The organism is Streptomyces sp. Root431 (assembly GCF_001426585.1).
Lineage (GTDB): Bacteria > Actinomycetota > Actinomycetes > Streptomycetales > Streptomycetaceae > Streptomyces > Streptomyces stackebrandtii.
In genome coordinates, this window is record NZ_LMEI01000007.1 from 590971 (window position 1) to 607796 (window position 16826).

15 protein-coding genes are annotated in these 16826 nt (G+C 71.3%); 13 read left to right on the plus strand and 2 right to left on the minus strand.

Annotated features, from left to right (window positions below; genetic code table 11):
* Positions 1–91: 91 nt before the first annotated feature.
* The 8 genes from ASC82_RS09900 (at position 92) to ASC82_RS09935 (ending at position 9466) form a co-directional block, all read left to right on the plus strand.
* Positions 92–1117, plus strand: coding sequence for an ABC transporter permease (locus ASC82_RS09900; protein ID WP_056644277.1), 1026 nt, complete (start codon positions 92–94; stop codon positions 1115–1117).
* Between the two features lie 112 nt (positions 1118–1229).
* Positions 1230–3002, plus strand: coding sequence for an ABC transporter substrate-binding protein (locus tag ASC82_RS09905; RefSeq protein WP_056644279.1), 1773 nt, complete (start codon positions 1230–1232; stop codon positions 3000–3002).
* Between the two features lie 114 nt (positions 3003–3116).
* Entirely contained in the window at positions 3117–4115 is a 999-nt protein-coding gene (locus ASC82_RS09910; RefSeq protein ID WP_056644281.1) for an ABC transporter permease, read from the plus strand.
* Positions 4112–5218: an ABC transporter ATP-binding protein gene (locus tag ASC82_RS09915; protein ID WP_056644283.1), complete on the plus strand. Its 1107-nt coding sequence runs from the start codon at positions 4112–4114 to the stop codon at positions 5216–5218. The genes ASC82_RS09910 and ASC82_RS09915 overlap by 4 nt, the downstream gene beginning before the upstream one ends.
* Positions 5219–5226: 8 nt before the next feature.
* The gene (locus ASC82_RS09920) at positions 5227–6336 is read left to right on the plus strand and encodes a dipeptide ABC transporter ATP-binding protein (RefSeq protein ID WP_056644939.1); all 1110 of its coding nucleotides are present in this window, start codon (positions 5227–5229) and stop codon (positions 6334–6336) included.
* Between the two features lie 168 nt (positions 6337–6504).
* Positions 6505–7182: a trimeric intracellular cation channel family protein gene (locus ASC82_RS09925; RefSeq protein ID WP_056644285.1), complete on the plus strand. Its 678-nt coding sequence runs from the start codon at positions 6505–6507 to the stop codon at positions 7180–7182.
* A gap of 23 nt (positions 7183–7205) precedes the next feature.
* Positions 7206–8060 (plus strand): thioesterase family protein, encoded by an 855-nt coding sequence (locus ASC82_RS09930; RefSeq protein ID WP_056644286.1) that lies wholly within the window; start codon positions 7206–7208, stop codon positions 8058–8060.
* 242 nt (positions 8061–8302) lie between these two features.
* A complete protein-coding gene (locus ASC82_RS09935; RefSeq protein ID WP_056644289.1) occupies positions 8303–9466 on the plus strand; it encodes a cysteine desulfurase family protein in 1164 nt (387 codons plus the stop codon).
* A gap of 36 nt (positions 9467–9502) precedes the next feature.
* Here ASC82_RS09935 and ASC82_RS09940 read toward each other — a convergent pair whose 3' ends face one another.
* On the minus strand, positions 9503–10162 hold the full coding sequence (locus tag ASC82_RS09940) for an N-acetylmuramoyl-L-alanine amidase (protein WP_107105862.1): 660 nt from the start codon (positions 10160–10162) through the stop codon (positions 9503–9505).
* 60 nt (positions 10163–10222) lie between these two features.
* Between ASC82_RS09940 and mnmA the strand changes: the two genes are divergently transcribed.
* A complete protein-coding gene (mnmA, locus tag ASC82_RS09945; RefSeq protein ID WP_056644292.1) occupies positions 10223–11356 on the plus strand; it encodes a tRNA 2-thiouridine(34) synthase MnmA in 1134 nt (377 codons plus the stop codon).
* Positions 11357–11383: 27 nt separating this feature from the next.
* Here mnmA and ASC82_RS09950 read toward each other — a convergent pair whose 3' ends face one another.
* Entirely contained in the window at positions 11384–12172 is a 789-nt protein-coding gene (locus ASC82_RS09950) for an alpha/beta fold hydrolase (RefSeq protein ID WP_056644942.1), read from the minus strand.
* A gap of 98 nt (positions 12173–12270) precedes the next feature.
* On the opposite strand from ASC82_RS09950, the gene ASC82_RS09955 reads away from it, so the two are divergent.
* Genes ASC82_RS09955 through ligA form a run of 4 tightly spaced genes read left to right on the plus strand, consistent with a single transcriptional unit; the run spans position 12271 to position 16771 of the window.
* A complete protein-coding gene (locus tag ASC82_RS09955; RefSeq protein WP_056644294.1) occupies positions 12271–12804 on the plus strand; it encodes a TIGR00730 family Rossman fold protein in 534 nt (177 codons plus the stop codon).
* 46 nt (positions 12805–12850) lie between these two features.
* Positions 12851–13549: an SDR family oxidoreductase gene (locus ASC82_RS09960; protein WP_056644296.1), complete on the plus strand. Its 699-nt coding sequence runs from the start codon at positions 12851–12853 to the stop codon at positions 13547–13549.
* A 10-nt stretch (positions 13550–13559) separates the two neighbouring features.
* Complete coding sequence (locus ASC82_RS09965; protein ID WP_056644299.1) at positions 13560–14558, plus strand: methionine synthase; 999 nt, start codon at positions 13560–13562, stop codon at positions 14556–14558.
* A 32-nt stretch (positions 14559–14590) separates the two neighbouring features.
* On the plus strand, positions 14591–16771 hold the full coding sequence (gene ligA / locus ASC82_RS09970; protein WP_056644301.1) for an NAD-dependent DNA ligase LigA: 2181 nt from the start codon (positions 14591–14593) through the stop codon (positions 16769–16771).
* Positions 16772–16826: the final 55 nt, after the last annotated feature.

The window sequence follows — 16826 nt, forward strand, 5'->3', positions numbered from 1 at the left end:
CGAATCGAAGCCCAGCAGGTTGTTCCACCGAGCCGCTACCCGCGGCAGGGCAAGGGCCGGCTACCGGCGGCCGAGAGGGGTCCTCACCACGATGACGGCACCACTGCACGAGACGAGTGCGGGCGAGTCGACCGCCACCGTCGTCGGCGCGCCCGACGCTCCCGGCACTCCGGACAACTCCGGCACCGCCAAGGCGATCCAGGGCCGCTCGCCCTGGCAGATCGCCTGGACCCGCCTCAAGCGCGACAAACTCGCCCTCGCGGGCGCCTTCGTCGTCGTCTTCCTGATCCTCGTCGCGATCTTCGCCCCGGTCATCGTCGGGCTCTTCGGCCACCCGCCGAACGACTTCCACGAGGACCAGATCGACCCGCTCTTCGGTACGCCGATCGGTTCGTGGGGCGGCATCAGCTCCGACTTCCTCCTGGGCGTCGAGCCGGTCAACGGCCGCGACGTCTTCAGCCGGATCGTCTACGGCGCCCGGATCTCGCTGCTCGTCGCCTTCCTCGCGGCGGTCTTCGCGGTCTTCCTCGGCACCGTCCTCGGCATCGTCGCGGGCTACTTCGGCGGCTGGATCGACGCGGCCCTCAGCCGCGTCATGGACGTCATGCTCGCCTTCCCGCAGCTGCTCTTCACGATCGCCCTGGTCTCGGTGCTGCCCAACGAGCTCCTCGGCCTCGACGGCTCCGGGGTGCGCATCGCCGCCCTGGTGCTCGTCATCGGCTTCTTCGGCTGGCCGTACGTGGGCCGCATCGTCCGCGGTCAGACCCTCTCGCTGCGCAACCGCGAGTACGTCGAGGCCGCCCAGAGCCTGGGCGCCGGCCGCCTCTACATCCTGCGCCGCGAGCTGCTGCCCAACCTGATCGCGCCGATCATGGTCTACGCGACCCTCATGATCCCCACCAACATCCTCACCGAAGCGGCGCTCAGCTTCCTCGGCGCGGGCGTGAAGCCTCCCACCGCTTCCTGGGGCCAGATGCTGTCGACGGCCATCACCACCTACGAGGCGGACCCCGTGTTCATGGTGATCCCCGGCCTCGCGATCTTCGTCACCGTCCTTGCGTTCAACCTCTTCGGCGACGGCGTGCGTGACGCGCTCGACCCGAAGGGCTCCCGCTGACCGCTCGGCCGACGAGACCCAAGACCCCGCCCCTGCCGCTGGCGACAGGAGGCTCATCCCCCAACGGCGGACCGACGTAACGGCCGCCACTACTCCGGAGGTTGCGAGACCCATGACTCTGATGAGCTCTCAGAGGCGCAGAATCGCCGCGGGCGCGCTGCTGGCAGCGGCCACGATGGTCGTCACCACCGCGTGCGGCGGCAGCGACGGCGGCGGCAAGGGCGACAACGGCAAGACGGGCGCGTCCGGCTTCAACGCCGCCGTGAACAAGGTCGCCAACGCCTCGGACAAGAAGGGCGGCGAGCTGAAGTTCATCGGCTCGCAGGAGGCCGACTCGTGGGACCCGCAGCGCGGCTACTACGGCTTCGTGTGGGACTTCGCCCGCTACTACACCCGCCAGCTGGTCACCTTCAAGGCCGAGCCGGGCGCCGCCTCCACCGAGCTGGTCTCGGACCTCGCCACCGACACCGGCAAGGTCTCGGCCGACGGCCTGACCTACACCTTCACGCTGAAGGACGGGGTCACCTGGGAGGACGGCAAGCCGATCACCTCCAAGGACATCAAGTACGGCATCGAGCGCATCTGGGCCCAGGACGTCATCTCCGGCGGCCCGATCTACCTCCAGCAGGTCCTCGACCCGAAGAACGAGTACAAGGGTCCCTACAAGGACACCTCCGCGGACAAGCTCGGCCTGAAGGCGATCGAGACCCCGGACGACAAGACCATCATCTTCAAGCTGCCGGTCGCCAACGGTGACTTCCTGCAGATGCTGGCCATGCCCGCCGCGTCCCCGGTCCGCCAGGACAAGGACACCAAGGCCAAGTACCAGCTGAAGCCCTTCTCGTCCGGCCCGTACAAGTGGCAGTCGTACACGCCGAACAAGTCGATCAAGCTCGTCCGCAACGACAAGTGGGACGCGAAGACCGACACCGTCCGCAAGGCGCTGCCCGACAGCATCAGCGTCACGTTCACCACGAACGCCGACGACATGGACAACCGTCTGGTCGAGGGCGAGTACGACCTCGACATCAACGCGACGGGTGTCGGCGCCGCCGCGCGCCAGAAGGTGCTCCAGCAGCACAAGGGCAACGTCGACAACCCGCAGACGGGCTTCATCCGCTACGCGGTCTTCCCGCAGACGGTGATCCCCAACATCGAGTGCCGCAAGGCCATCATCTACGCGGCCGACTCCAAGTCCCTCCAGACCGCCCGTGGCGGCCCGCAGGGCGGTGGCGACATCGCCACCAACATGCTGCCGCCGGCGCTCAAGGGTGCCGACGCGAAGGCCGACCCGTACGGCAAGCTCGCCGGTGCGCCCGACCTCGCCAAGGCGAAGGACGCCCTGAAGAAGTGCGGCAAGCCGAACGGCTTCAAGACCACGATCGCGGTCCGCAACAACAAGAAGGTCGAGATCGCGACCGCCGAGTCGCTGCAGAACTCGCTGAAGGCCGTCGGCATCGACGCCCAGATCGACCTGTTCGACGGCGCCCAGACGTCCGGCATCATCGGTTCGCCGAAGGTCGTCAAGGACAAGGGCTACGGCATCATCATCATGGGCTGGGGCGCCGACTTCCCGACCGGTCAGGGCTTCCTCCAGCCGCTGGTCGACGGCCGCTTCATCCTCAAGAGCGGTAACAACAACTTCTCCGAGCTGAACGACAAGGCCATCAACGGCCTGTTCGACCAGGCGCTGAAGGAGACCGACCCGACCAAGGCCGGCGAGCTCTACAAGCAGATCAACACGAAGGTCTCGGAGGCCGCGGTCTACCTGCCCTTCACCCATGAGAAGAACATCATCTGGCGCAGCTCCCGGCTGACCAACGTCTACACGGCGGACGCCTACAACGGCCGCTACGACTACGCGTCGCTCGGCGTCGTCAAGTAATCCGACCCGCTTCACCGGCGCACCACCCGCCGCCAGGTCCGAAGGGCAGGTGATGGCCGTTGGCGGCGGCCGGGGGACCCGATCGGGTCCCCCGGCCGCCGGCCGGCCGACCGCATGCTTGCATACATAGTCCGACGGCTCTTCGCAGTCGTCGTGATGCTGCTCGTCGTCACGTTCGTGACGCTCAGCATCTTCTTCCTCATCCCCAAGATGACCGGCAGCGACCCTGCCGCGATGTTCGTCGGCAAGCAGGCGGATCCGGCTTCCATTGAGGGCATCCGTCAGAAGCTGGGCCTGGACGAGCCGATCCTGGTTCAGTTCTGGCACTTCGTCTCCGGCATCTTCGTCGGCCGGGACTACACGGGCGGTGGCGACACCATCCACTGCGCGATGCCCTGTTTCGGCTACTCGTTCCGCACCGAGCAGGAGGTGTCGACGATGCTGGCCGACGCCTTCCCCGTGACCCTCTCCATGGTCATCGGCGCCGCGGTGCTGTGGCTGGTGCTGGGTGTCTCCACGGGCGTGATCTCCGCGCTCAAGCGCGGCACGATCATCGACCGCGCGGCGATGATCACCGCGCTCGCGGGCGTCTCGCTCCCGATCTTCTTCACCGCCATGCTGGCGATGCTCGTCTTCCGCACCCAGCTCCACTGGGTCGACGCCACGTACGTCCCGATCAGCGAGTCGTTCGGCGGCTGGTTCGGCGGGCTGCTCCTGCCCTGGGTCACCCTCGCCTTCCTGTACGCGGCGATGTACGCGCGGCTCACCCGCGCCACCATGCTGGAGGTCCTCGGCGAGGACTACATCCGTACCGCGCGGGCCAAGGGTCTGCCGGAGCCGGTCGTGCTCGGCAAGCACGCGATGCGCTCCACCATGACCCCCATCCTGACGATCTTCGGCATGGACCTCGGCGCCCTCGTCGGCGGCGCGATCCTGACGGAGACCGCGTTCAGCCTCCACGGCCTCGGCGGCCTGGCCATCAAGGGCGTGAGCGAGCGTGACCTGCCGCTGATCCTGGCCGTCACCCTCATCACCGCCTCCTGCGTGGTCATCGCCAACCTCGTGGTGGACCTTCTGTACGCGGTGATCGACCCCCGAGTGAGGCTCGCATGACGGACAAGCTGACGAAGACGGGCGCGGCGCTCGGAGAGCCCGTCGCGCCCTCGAAGGACGCCCCGTCGGACGCCTTCCTCGACGTACGCGACCTGAAGATCCACTTCCCGACCGACGACGGTCTGGTCAAGTCGGTCGACGGCCTCAGCTTCCAGCTGGAGAAGGGCAAGACCCTCGGCATCGTGGGCGAGTCCGGCTCCGGCAAGTCGGTCACCTCGCTCGGCATCATGGGCCTGCACACGGTCGGCCAGTACGGCCGCCAGAAGGCCAGGATCTCCGGCGAGATCTGGCTGAACGGGCGCGAGCTGCTCTCCGCGGACCCCGACGAGGTCCGCAGGATGCGCGGCCGCGAGATGGCGATGATCTTCCAGGATCCGCTGTCCGCGATGCACCCGTACTACACGGTCGGCCACCAGATCGTGGAGGCGTACCGCGTCCACCACAAGGTCGACAAGAAGACGGCGCGCCGGCGGGCCGTCGAACTCCTCGACCGGGTCGGCATCCCCGAGCCCGCGAAGCGGTTCGAGAACTACCCGCACGAGTTCTCCGGCGGCATGCGCCAGCGCGCGATGATCGCCATGGCGCTCGTCAACAACCCCGAACTGCTCATCGCGGACGAGCCGACCACCGCGCTCGACGTGACCGTGCAGGCGCAGATCCTCGACCTGATGCGGGACCTCCAGAAGGAGTTCGGCTCAGCGGTCGTCATCATCACCCACGACCTCGGCGTCGTCGCCGAGCTCGCCGACGACATCCTCGTGATGTACGGCGGGCGCTGCGTCGAGCGCGGACCGGCCGAGTCCGTCTTCTACGAGCCGCAGCACCCCTACACCTGGGGCCTGCTCGGCTCGATGCCGAGGATCGACCGGGAGCAGACCGAGCGCCTCATCCCGGTCAAGGGCAACCCGCCCAGCCTCATCAACATCCCGAGCGGCTGTGCCTTCAACCCCCGCTGCCCGTACGCGGACGTCCCCAAGGGCGGCATCACGCGCACCCAGCGGCCGGAGCTGGCCCTGGCCGGGGACCGCCACTTCTCGGCCTGCCACATGCCGCAGGAGGAGCGGACCCGCATCTGGACCGAAGAGATTGCGCCGAAACTGTGAGCGACAACATGGAACCTCTGCTCAAGGTCACCGGCCTGAAGAAGCACTTCCCCATCAAGAAGGGGCTTCTCCAGCGCCAGACCGGTGCGGTCAAGGCGGTCGACGGGATCGACTTCGAGGTCCTGCCCGGTGAGACGCTCGGCGTCGTCGGCGAGTCCGGCTGCGGCAAGTCCACGATGGGCCGGCTCATCACCCGGCTCCTCGAACCGACCGACGGCACGGTCGAGTTCCAGGGCAAGGACATCTCCCACCTGGGAGTCGGCGGGATGCGTCCCTACCGCCGCGACATCCAGATGATCTTCCAGGACCCGTACGGCTCGCTGAACCCGCGCCACACGGTGGGCACGATCGTCTCCGCCCCCTTCAAGCTCCAGGGCGTCGAGCCCGAGGGCGGCGTGCGGAAGGAGGTCCAGCGGCTCCTCGGCCTCGTGGGCCTCAACCCCGAGCACTACAACCGCTACCCGCACGAGTTCTCCGGCGGTCAGCGCCAGCGCATCGGCATCGCCCGCGCGCTGGCCCTGAAGCCGAAGCTGGTCGTGGCGGACGAGCCGGTGTCGGCCCTGGACGTCTCCATCCAGGCGCAGGTGGTCAACCTCCTGGACGACCTCCAGCAGGAGCTCGGCCTCACGTACGTGATCATCGCGCACGACCTGTCGGTCATCCGGCACGTCTCGGACCGCATCGCGGTGATGTACCTCGGCAAGATCGTCGAGCTCGCGGACCGCAAGTCCCTGTACGAGAACCCGATGCACCCGTACACCCGGGCCCTGATGTCCGCGGTCCCGATCCCGGACCCGCGCCGCCGGGGCGCCAAGAGCGAGCGCATCCTGCTCACCGGCGACGTCCCGTCCCCGATCGCCCCTCCGGCGGGCTGCCGCTTCCACACCCGGTGCTGGAAGGCGACGGAGGTCTGCAAGACCCAGGAGCCGCCGCTCGTGGAGCTCCGCCCGGGCCAGCGCGTGGCCTGCCACCACCCGGAGAACGCGGACTCCCTGACGATCCCGGGCGCCCGGGAGTCGGTGGAGGTCTCCATCACGAAGAAGCCCGAGGCGGCGGAAGCGCCGAAGGCGGCGGAGCCGGCCGAGCCGGTCGCGAAGGACGACGCGCCCGGGGAGTGACCCCAGAGAGAGGCCCCCTGCCGCCACACGACGGCAGGGGGCCTCCGGCATGCCCGGGCAGCCCCCGCCGCCGGGCCCGGGCTTCCGCGCCCGGACCCGCACCACGGGTGCGGCGCCGTCAGGGGGAGTCCGCGCACCCCGTACGGGAACGACCGGGACAATGGGGCGGTGCTCCACGATCTGTTCAGCCCCGATGTCCAGCACGCCCTGGACCTCGTCGGCATCTTCGTCTTCGCCATCTCCGGCGCCCTCCTCGCCGTCCGCAAGAACTTCGACGTCTTCGGCATAGCGGTCCTCGCCGAGGTCACCGCCCTCGGCGGCGGTCTCCTCCGCGACCTGATCATCGGCGCCGTACCCCCCGCCGCCTTCAGCGACCTCGGCTACTTCGTCATGCCGCTGGTCGCGACGGTCCTCGTCTTCTTCCTCCACCCGGAGGTCGAGCGGACCCAGACCGCCGTCAACGTCTTCGACGCCGCCGGCCTCGGGCTCTTCTGCGTGACCGGCACGACGAAGGCGTACGACTACGGCCTCGGCCTCACCGCCTCCGCCGCGCTCGGGCTCGCGACCGCCGTCGGCGGCGGTGTCCTGCGCGACGTGCTCGCCAACGAGGTGCCGTCGCTGCTCCGCTGGGACCGCGACCTGTACGCCGTCCCCGCGATCGTCGGCGCGACGATGGTCGTCCTCTGCATCCGCTTCGACATGCTCAACGCCTTCACCAGCGGCGCCGCCGTCCTCATGGCCTTCCTCCTCCGGCTCCTCGCGATGCGCTACCACTGGCGCGCGCCCCGCGCCTGGAACCGCCGCTCCTCCGCCCGCGAGGAGCCCGAAAAAGCTACCGCTCAGTAGCAAGCTGGGGTACCGTCGAAACCATGAGCACGAGCACCGAGACGACCGCCGTCGAGACCGCGAGCGAGTTCGACCGCGACACCGCCGTCACCCTCCGGGCCCCCGGCGTCTACGACGCCGACCTCTCCGCCGGCTGGACGATCATCCAGGCCGTCAACGGCGGCTACCTCCTCGCCCTGCTCGGCCGCGCCCTCGGCGACCACCTCCCGCACCCCGACCCGTTCACGATCTCGGCGCACTACCTCACGCCGTCCGTGCCCGGCCCCGCGGTGATCCGGACCGAGACCGTCCGTACCGGCCGGACCCTCTCCACCGGACAGGCCTCGCTCTTCCAGTACGCCGAGGACGGCACCGAGGTCGAGCGCATCCGCGTCCTCGCCTCGTACGGCGACCTCGACGCCCTCTCCGACGACGTCCGCACCACCGCGACGCCGCCCGCGTTCGCCCCGATCGAGAACTGCTTCAGCGCCGCCGACAACCCGGCCCCGCGGATCCCCGGCTCCTCCGCCATCGCCGACCGGCTGGACCTCCGCCTCGACCCGTCCTGCGTCGGCTGGGCCGTCGGCGCCCCGTCCGGCAAGGGCGAGATGCGGGCCTGGTTCGGCCTCGCCGACGGCCGCGCGCCGGACGCGCTCTCCCTGCTGCTCACGGTCGACGCGCTGCCGCCGACCTCCTTCGAGCTCGGCCTCAAGGGCTGGACCCCGACCGTGGAGCTCACCACCCACGTCCGCTGCCGCCCGGCCCCCGGCCCGCTGCGGGTCTCCATCACCACCCGCAACCTCGCCGGCGGCTTCCTGGAGGAGGACGCCGAGGTCTGGGACAGCGCCGACCGCCTGGTGGCCCAGTCCCGCCAACTGGCCCGCGCCCCGCGCGGCTGAAGCTCCCGGCGCGCCCGCCCGACGAGGCCGGCGCGCGGTGCGGGCAGGGGTGGGCCGACGGTGCGGGCACGGGCGGGCCGATGGCGTGGCAGGGCCGGGCCGACGGCGCGGGCAGGGGCGGCCTGACGGCGTGGGCAGGGGCGGCCTGACGGCGTGGTTACGGGCGGCCTGACGGCGTGGGCAGGGGCGTAAACAGGCCAGACGCCGAGGCCGCCGCGGTGGACTCGTAGAATCGACCCACCATGGCTTACCTCGACCACGCCGCGACCACGCCCATGCTGCCCGAGGCGATCGAGGCGATGACCGCCCACCTCGCCGTCACGGGCAACGCCTCCTCTCTGCACGCCGCCGGTCGGCGCGCCCGGCGGACCGTCGAGGAAGGGCGCGAGACGCTCGCCGCCGCGCTCGGCGCGCGGCCCAGCGAGGTCGTCCTCACCTCCGGCGGCACCGAGGCCGACAACCTCGCCGTGAAGGGCCTCTACTGGGCCCGCCGCGACGCCGACCCGCGCCGTACCCGCGTCCTCGCCAGTCCGGTCGAGCACCACGCCGTCCTCGACGCCGTGGACTGGCTCGCCACGCACGAGGGCGCCGACGTCGAGTACCTGCCCGTCGACCGCTACGGACGCGTCCACCCCGAGGCCCTTCGCGAGGCGATCGCCCGCGACCCCGGTTCCGTCGCGCTCGCCACCGTCATGTGGGCGAACAACGAGATCGGCACCGTCATGCCGGTCCGCGAACTCGCCGACGTCGCCGCCGAGTTCGACGTGCCCCTGCACGCCGACGCGGTCCAGGCCGTCGGTCAGGTTCCGGTCGACTTCGCCTCCTCCGGCCTCGCCGCGATGACCGTCTCCGGCCACAAGATCGGCGGCCCGTACGGGATCGGCGCCCTGCTCCTGGGCCGGGAGTACACCCCCGTACCCGTCCTGCACGGCGGCGGCCAGGAGCGGCACGTCCGCTCCGGCACCCTCGACGTGCCCGCCGTCGCCGCCTTCGCGGTCGCCGCCCGGCTCGCCACCGAGCGGCGCGAGGAGTTCGCCCGCGAGGTCGGCGCCCTGCGCGACGAGCTCGTCACCGCCGTCCGTACGGTCGTCCCCGACGCGATCCTCGGCGGCGACCCCGTCGAGCGGCTCCCCGCCAACGCCCACTTCACCTTCCCGGGCTGCGAGGGCGACTCCCTGCTCCTGCTGCTCGACGCCGCCGGCATCGCCTGCTCCACCGGCTCCGCCTGCACCGCCGGCATCGCCCAGCCCAGTCACGTCCTGCTGGCCACGGGCACCGACCCCGACCTGGCCCGGGGCACGCTGCGCTTCTCCCTGGGCCACACCTCCACCGCGGAGGACGTGGCGGCGGTCACCGAGGCGATCGGACCGGCCGTGGAACGGGCGAGGACCGCGGGCCTGAGCTGAGCCCCGAGGGCCTGACGCCTCAGGGCCGTCACGGCGTCAGACGGGCTTCTTCGACGCCTCGCGCACCAGCCGCAGATAGCGGTCCCAGTCCCAGTGCGGCCCGGGGTCGGTGTGGTCGGTGCCCTCGACCTCCACGTGCCCGATGATGTGCTCCCGGTCCACGGGTATCCCGTACCGGGCGCAGATGTCGGCCGTCAGCCGCGCCGACCCCGCGTACATCGCCGCCGTGAAGTCCTGCGGCCGGTCGACGAAGCCCTCGTGCTCGATGCCGATGCTCCGCTCGTTCATGTCGCGGTTCCCCGCGTGGAAGGCGACGTCGAGCTCCCGGATCATCTGCGCCACATGACCGTCCTTGCGGACGACGTAGTGCGCGGCGGCCCCGTGACCCGGGTTCTTGAAGACCTTCAGCGCGGTCGCGTAACTGCCCTGGACGACATGGATCACGACCCTGTCTATCCGGTAGTCGTCCGGCCGGTCGGCCCGCCGCCAGTTCGCCCGCGCCGCCGAGGTCCACTCGGCGACCTTGTGGTCGAGCTCGCCCTCGACGCGCTTCTTCTCCATCCCCGGCAGTCGCCACCACGCGCGCGCCAGCTCGTCCCTGGCCAGCGCGGCCGTCCCCAGCACGGCGACCCCGCCGCCGAGCAGCACGGCCCGCCGCCCCACCCGCCTGTCCGTACCGCTCCCCTTGCTCCCCATGCACCAGAGAACGCTTACTCCCGCGACCATGGTTCCCGCGCCCCGTACCCTGGTAGGGCTATGACTCAGACTCCGCCCCAGCGCCCCCTTCGCGTCCTCGCCGCCATGTCGGGCGGCGTGGACTCCGCCGTCGCCGCCGCCCGTGCCGCCGAAGCAGGCCACGACGTCACCGGCGTGCACCTCGCGCTCTCCGCGAACCCGCAGTCGTTCCGTACCGGAGCGCGCGGCTGCTGCACGATCGAGGACTCGCGCGACGCGCGCCGGGCCGCCGACGTCATCGGCATCCCGTTCTACGTGTGGGACCTCGCCGAGCGGTTCCGCGAGGACGTCGTCGACGACTTCGTCGCCGAGTACGAGGCGGGCCGCACGCCCAACCCCTGCCTCCGCTGCAACGAGAAGATCAAGTTCGCGGCGCTGCTCGACAAGGCCCTCGCCCTCGGCTTCGACGCGGTCTGCACCGGTCACTACGCCACGGTCGTCCTCAACGACGACGGCACGCGCGAGCTGCACCGCGCCTCCGACATGGCCAAGGACCAGTCGTACGTCCTCGGGGTGCTCGACGAGAAGCAGCTCGCGCACGCGATGTTCCCGCTCGGCGACACCCTCACCACCAAGGACGAGATCCGGGCCGAGGCCGAGCGGCGCGGGCTCGCGGTCGCGAAGAAGCCCGACAGCCACGACATCTGCTTCATCGCCGACGGCGACACACAGGGCTTCCTCGCCTCCCGCCTGGGCAAGGCGGAGGGCGACATCGTCGACGAGTCCGGCACGAAGGTCGGCAGCCACGAGGGTGCGTACGGCTTCACCATCGGCCAGCGCAAGGGCCTGCGGATCGGCCACCCGGCCGCCGACGGCAAGCCCCGCTACGTCCTCGACATCTCGCCCGTGAACAACACGGTCACGGTCGGCCCGGTCGAGGCCCTGGACGTCACCGCCCTCACCGCGATCAAGCCCCGCTGGTGCGGCACCGCCCCCGAGGGCCCGGGCCGCTACACCGCCCAGCTGCGCGCCCACGGCGGCGAGACCGAGGTGACGGCGGCCCTGGTGGACGGCGGGCTCACGGTCACCTTCGACGAGCCGGTCCGCGGCGTCGCGCCCGGCCAGGCGATCGTGCTCTACGACGGCACGCGCGTCGTCGGCTCGGCCACGATCGCCACGACGACCCGCCGCACGACGGAGCCCACCCCCGCGTAGCCCCGCCGGCCCCACCGGCCACGCCGACTACGAGGCCCCGCTCGTCTCCCGCTCCTCCGCCAGGAACTCCTCCAGGACCGGAGCCAGGACGTGCGGGGCCACCTCGTGCGTCTGGCCCGTCAGCGTGCGGTGGCGGGCCCGGGGGAGCGCCGCCGTCAGGGCGCGGGCCGCCCGGCGCGTCCACGCCGGGCTCGCGCCCCCGTCGACGACCAGCACGCGCGCGTGGACCCCGGCGAACCGACGCTCCGGCACCGTCCCGTCGCCCAGGACGGCATGGTCGTACGCGAGCGTCGACACCAGCTCCTCCGGCCCCCGCCACGCCTCCGAGGGGACGCCCGACCCCGCGAGGAACAGGTCGAGGGCCGCGCCCCGCCGCCCCCGGTCGAGCAGCGCCGAAGCCCGGCCGTGCCGCGCCGCGTCCTCCGCCGAGTACGGCGGCTCGTAGACCGACACCGGCCCGGCCGACAGACCGGCGGCCACCGCGGCGAGCGCCAGGGCGCCCCCCGTGCCCACCCCGTGCAGGGCCGCGCCGCTCCCGGCCTCCCCGACGACCGCCGCCAGGTCCTCGATCTCCCGCTCCACCGCGTACGGCCCGGTGTCCCCGCTCGCGCCGCGCCCCCGCCGGTCGTACGCCACGACCGAGAAGCGCCCGGCCAGGAGCCCGGCGAGCGGCCGCTCGCTCGCAGCCGTGCACAGCGCCCCGCTCACCAGGACCAGCGGCGGTCCGTCCCCGTGCCGCTCGTACGCGATCGTCGTCCCGTCCCGTGACGTGACCCGTCCCCTGACCGTGCTCAGCGTGGTCTTCACCTCGTCCATGGCAGTGCAGACCCGGCCCGTCACCGGAACTCATCGCCGCGCGAGGGGATTTCCCGAAGAATCTTTGAAGCCGCTGGTCAGGGCCTACGGTGGAGCGCATGAACATCTGCGTCTTCCTCTCCGCCGCCGACCTCGACGAGCGCTACACGGCTCCGGCGCGCGAGTTCGCCGGCCTCCTCGGCAAGGCCGGCCACACCCTCGTCTGGGGCGGCTCCGACACGGGCCTGATGAAGGTCGTCGCCGACGGCGTCCAGGAGGCGGGCGGCCGGCTCGTCGGCGTCTCCGTCGACTTCCTCCAGGGCAAGGCCCGCCCGGACACGGACGAGATGGTCGTCGCCCGGGACCTGGCCGAGCGCAAGGCGCTCCTCCTCGCCAAGTCCGACGCGATCGTGATCATGGTCGGCGGCATCGGCACCCTCGACGAGGCCACCGAGATCCTGGAGCTGAAGAAGCACGGCAAGCACACCAAGCCGGTGGTCCTGCTCAACACGGCGGGCTTCTACGACGGCCTGAAGACCCAGCTCCGCCGCATGGAGGACGAGGGCTTCCTGCCGATCCCGCTCACCGACCTCGTCTTCTTCGCGGAGGACGGCCCGACGGCCCTCGCGCACCTGGAGGAGAGCCTGCGGTAGGGCCCGGGGGAGAGCGGCGCCTCCCGCCGGGGCGAGTGATGCGAGCATGGTGCCCATGGCTACACATGTGATCACCGGAGCCGGTTCCGGCATCGGCGCGGCCGTCGCGCGCCGCCTCCACGCGCGCGGGGACGAACTCGTGCTGCACGCGCGCGACGCGGGACGGGCCAAGGAGCTCGCGGCGCGGTTCCCCGGCGCGCGGACGCTCGTCGGGGACCTGGCCGACCCGGACCGGCTCTCCTGGGCCTTCTCGCACCAGACCATGCCGGAGCGGGTCGACAGCCTGCTGCACATCGCGGGCGTCGTCGACCTCGGGCCGGTCGGGGAGCTCACCCCGAAGACCTGGCACCACCAGCTCAACGTCAACCTGGTCGCCCCGGCCGAGCTGACCCGCCACCTCCTGCCCCAGCTGCGGGTCTCCCAGGGCCACGTCGTCTTCGTCAACTCGGGCGCCGGGCTCGCCGCGCACGCCGAGTGGAGCGCGTACGCCGCCTCCAAGCACGGCCTCAAGGCCCTCGCCGACTCCCTGCGCCACGAGGAGCACGCCAACGGCGTGCGGGTGACCTCCGTCTACCCGGGCCGCACCGCGAGCCCGATGCAGGCGAAGGTGCACCAGCAGGAGGGCAAGGAGTACGACGCGTCGAAGTGGATCGACCCCGAGTCGGTCGCGACGGCGATCCTCACCGCGATCGACCTGCCGCGCGACGCCGAGATCAACGACCTGACCGTCCGTCCGGGACGGTAGGACGGTGGACATGAGCGACACCAGCCCCTTCGGCCCCGCCACCGGCGTCGGGTCCCTGCCCGGCGGCGACGCCCGCGAGGCCGCCAAGACGGTCACCGGCACCTTCGAGGACTTCCCCTTCCTGGCGGAGCTGCCCGCCCGCGGGCCCGGCGCCGACATGATCGGCCGGACCATCGGGATGCTCGTCGACCTGTACGCGCACGTCGAGCCGAGCGGCTGGCGGATCAGCGACCGGCCCGGCCGCGACACCAAGCGCGCCCGCTCCTGGCTCGGCGAGGACCTGGACGCCCTGGAGGAGTTCACCCAGGGGTACGAGGGCCCGCTCAAGGTCCAGGCCGTCGGCCCGTGGACGCTCGCCGCGGCCCTGGAACTGCGCGGCGGCGAAGCCGCCCTCCGTGACGCCGGCGCCTGCCGCGACCTCGTGGGCTCCCTCACGGAAGGGCTCCGCACCCACCTCGCGGAGCTGGGCAAGCGGATCCCCGGGGCCCGGATCGTCCTCCAGCTGGACGAGCCCTCGCTCACCGCCGTCCTCGGCGGACACGTCCGCACCGCCAGCGGCTACCGCACCTACCGGGCCGTCGACCGGCAGGTCGTGGAGAGCGCCCTGCGGGAGGTCGCCGGGGTCCACGACGGTCCGGTCGTCGTCCACTCCTGCGCCCCCGACGTCCCCTTCGCGCTGCTGCGCAGGGCCGGCGTCGCCGGCGTCTCGTTCGACTTCGGGCTCCTCACCGAACGTGACGAGGAGTCGATCGGCGAGGCCGTGGAGGCCGGAACGAAGCTCTTCGCCGGTGTGGTGCCGTCCACCGACGGCCCGTTGTCGGACCCGGGCGGTAGCGTCATGGGTGTCAGGACGCTGTGGCGCAGGCTGGGGCTGAATCCGGGGACTCTCGCGGAGTCCGTGGTCGTCACTCCCACGTGCGGGCTCGCGGGCGCTTCGCCCGCCTATGCCCGTGCGGCGCTCGCCCATTGCGCCCGGGCGGCGAGATCGCTCGCGGACAACCCAGAGTGACCGGGTTTCGAGGCACGGGAGGACGGACGAAGGTGGCAGTCGAACAGGGGGCCCTGCCCGCCGAGGCACGGGAGAAGCACGCCGAGCTCGCGGAGCGGATCGAGGAGCACCGCTTCCGGTACTACGTGAAGGACCAGCCGGTCATCAGCGACGGCGAGTTCGACAAGCTCCTGCGCTCGCTGGAAGCGCTGGAGGAGGAGTACCCGGAGCTGCGGACGCCGGACTCGCCGACCCAGAAGGTCGCCGGACAGTACGAGACCGACTTCACCTCCGTCGAGCACCGGGAGCGCATGCTCTCGCTGGACAACGCCTTCGATGACGAGGAACTGGCCGCCTGGGCCGAGCGGATCGCGCGGGACGTCGGCACCCCCGACTACCACTACCTGTGCGAGCTCAAGGTCGACGGCCTCGCCGTGAACCTGACGTACGAGCACGGGCGGCTGACCCGGGCCGCGACCCGCGGCGACGGCCGCACGGGCGAGGACATCACGCCCAACGTGCGGACGATCGCCGACATCCCGAACCGGCTGCACGGCGACCGCGTCCCGGACCTGGTCGAGATCCGCGGCGAGGTCTACTTCCCGATGGAGGCCTTCGAGGGGCTCAACGCCCGCCTGGTGGAGGCGGGGGACAAGCCCTTCGCCAACCCGCGGAACGCGGCGGCGGGTTCGCTGCGCCAGAAGGACCCCAAGGTCACCGCCTCGCGCCCGCTCCACATGGTGGTGCACGGCATCGGCGCCCGCGAGGGCTTCGAGATCTCCCGCCTGTCGGAGACGTACGCCCTGCTCCACGAGTGGGGCCTGCCGACCGCCCGGCACAACAGGGTGGTCGACTCGCTCGACGGCGTGCGGGAGTTCATCGCGTACTTCGGCGAGAACCGCCACTCCGTCGAGCACGAGATCGACGGGGTCGTCGTCAAGCTCGACGAGATCCCGCTCCAGGGCCGGCTCGGCTCCACGGCGCGCGCCCCCCGCTGGGCCATCGCGTGGAAGTACGCGCCGGAGGAGGTCAACACCAAGCTGATCGACATCAAGGTCGGCGTCGGCCGCACCGGCCGCGTCACGCCGTACGCGCAGGTGGAGCCGGTGACGGTGGCCGGCTCCGAGGTCGAGTTCGCCACCCTTCACAACCAGGAGGTCGTGAAGGCCAAGGGCGTCCTGATCGGCGACACGGTCGTGCTGCGCAAGGCCGGTGACGTGATCCCCGAGATCCTCGGGCCCGTCGCCGACCTGCGGGACGGCAGCGAGCGGGAGTTCGTGATGCCCGCCGAGTGCCCGGAGTGCGGGACGCCGCTGAAGGCGATGAAGGAGGGCGACATCGACCTCCGCTGCCCGAACGCGCGCACGTGCCCGGCCCAGCTGCGCGAGCGGCTCTTCTTCCTGGCCGGCCGCCAGTGCCTGGACATCGAGAACTTCGGCTCAGTGGCCGCGGCGGCGCTGACCAACCCCCTGGAGCCGGCCGAGTCGCCGCTCAGGGACGAGGGCGACCTCTTCGACCTCACCATCGAGCAGCTGCTCCCGATCAAGGCGTACGTCCTCGACCCGGACAGCGGGCTGCCCAAGCGCGACCCGAAGACCGGCGAGGAGAAGATCGTCACGGTCTTCGCCAACCAGAAGGGCGAGCCGAAGAAGAACGCCCTGGCGATGCTGGAGAACATCGCGGCGGCCAGGACGCGGCCGCTCGCCCGCTTCATCAACGGCCTGTCGATCCGGCACGTGGGTCCGGTCGCGGCCGAGGCGCTGGCCCGTGAGTTCCGCTCCCTGGAGCGGATCGAGCAGGCGAGCGAGGAGGAGCTGGCCGCCGTCGACGGCGTCGGCGGGATCATCGCGACCGCGGTGAAGCAGTGGTTCGCCGAGGAATGGCACCGCGAGATCGTGCGCAAGTGGCGCGCCGCCGGAGTCTCCCTAGAGGACGAGGGCGCCGGGGAGGACGTGGGGCCCCGTCCGCTCGAAGGTCTCACGGTCGTCGTGACCGGCACCCTGGAAAAGTTCACCAGGGATGGCGCAAAAGAGTCCCTCCAGACCCTCGGAGCGAAGGTCACCGGTTCCGTTTCGAAGAAGACGGCCTTCGTGGTGGTGGGCGAAAACCCTGGTTCGAAGTACGACAAGGCGATGCAGCTGAAGGTTCCGGTTCTCGACGAGGAAGGCTTCTCCGTCCTGCTCGAACAAGGTCCCGAAGCCGCTCGCGAGGCCGCGGTGCCGGTCGCCGAATAGCCTCTGCCGGCCCCTGGGAAGGTCACCCGTTCGGCGCATACCAGATCGTTACGGG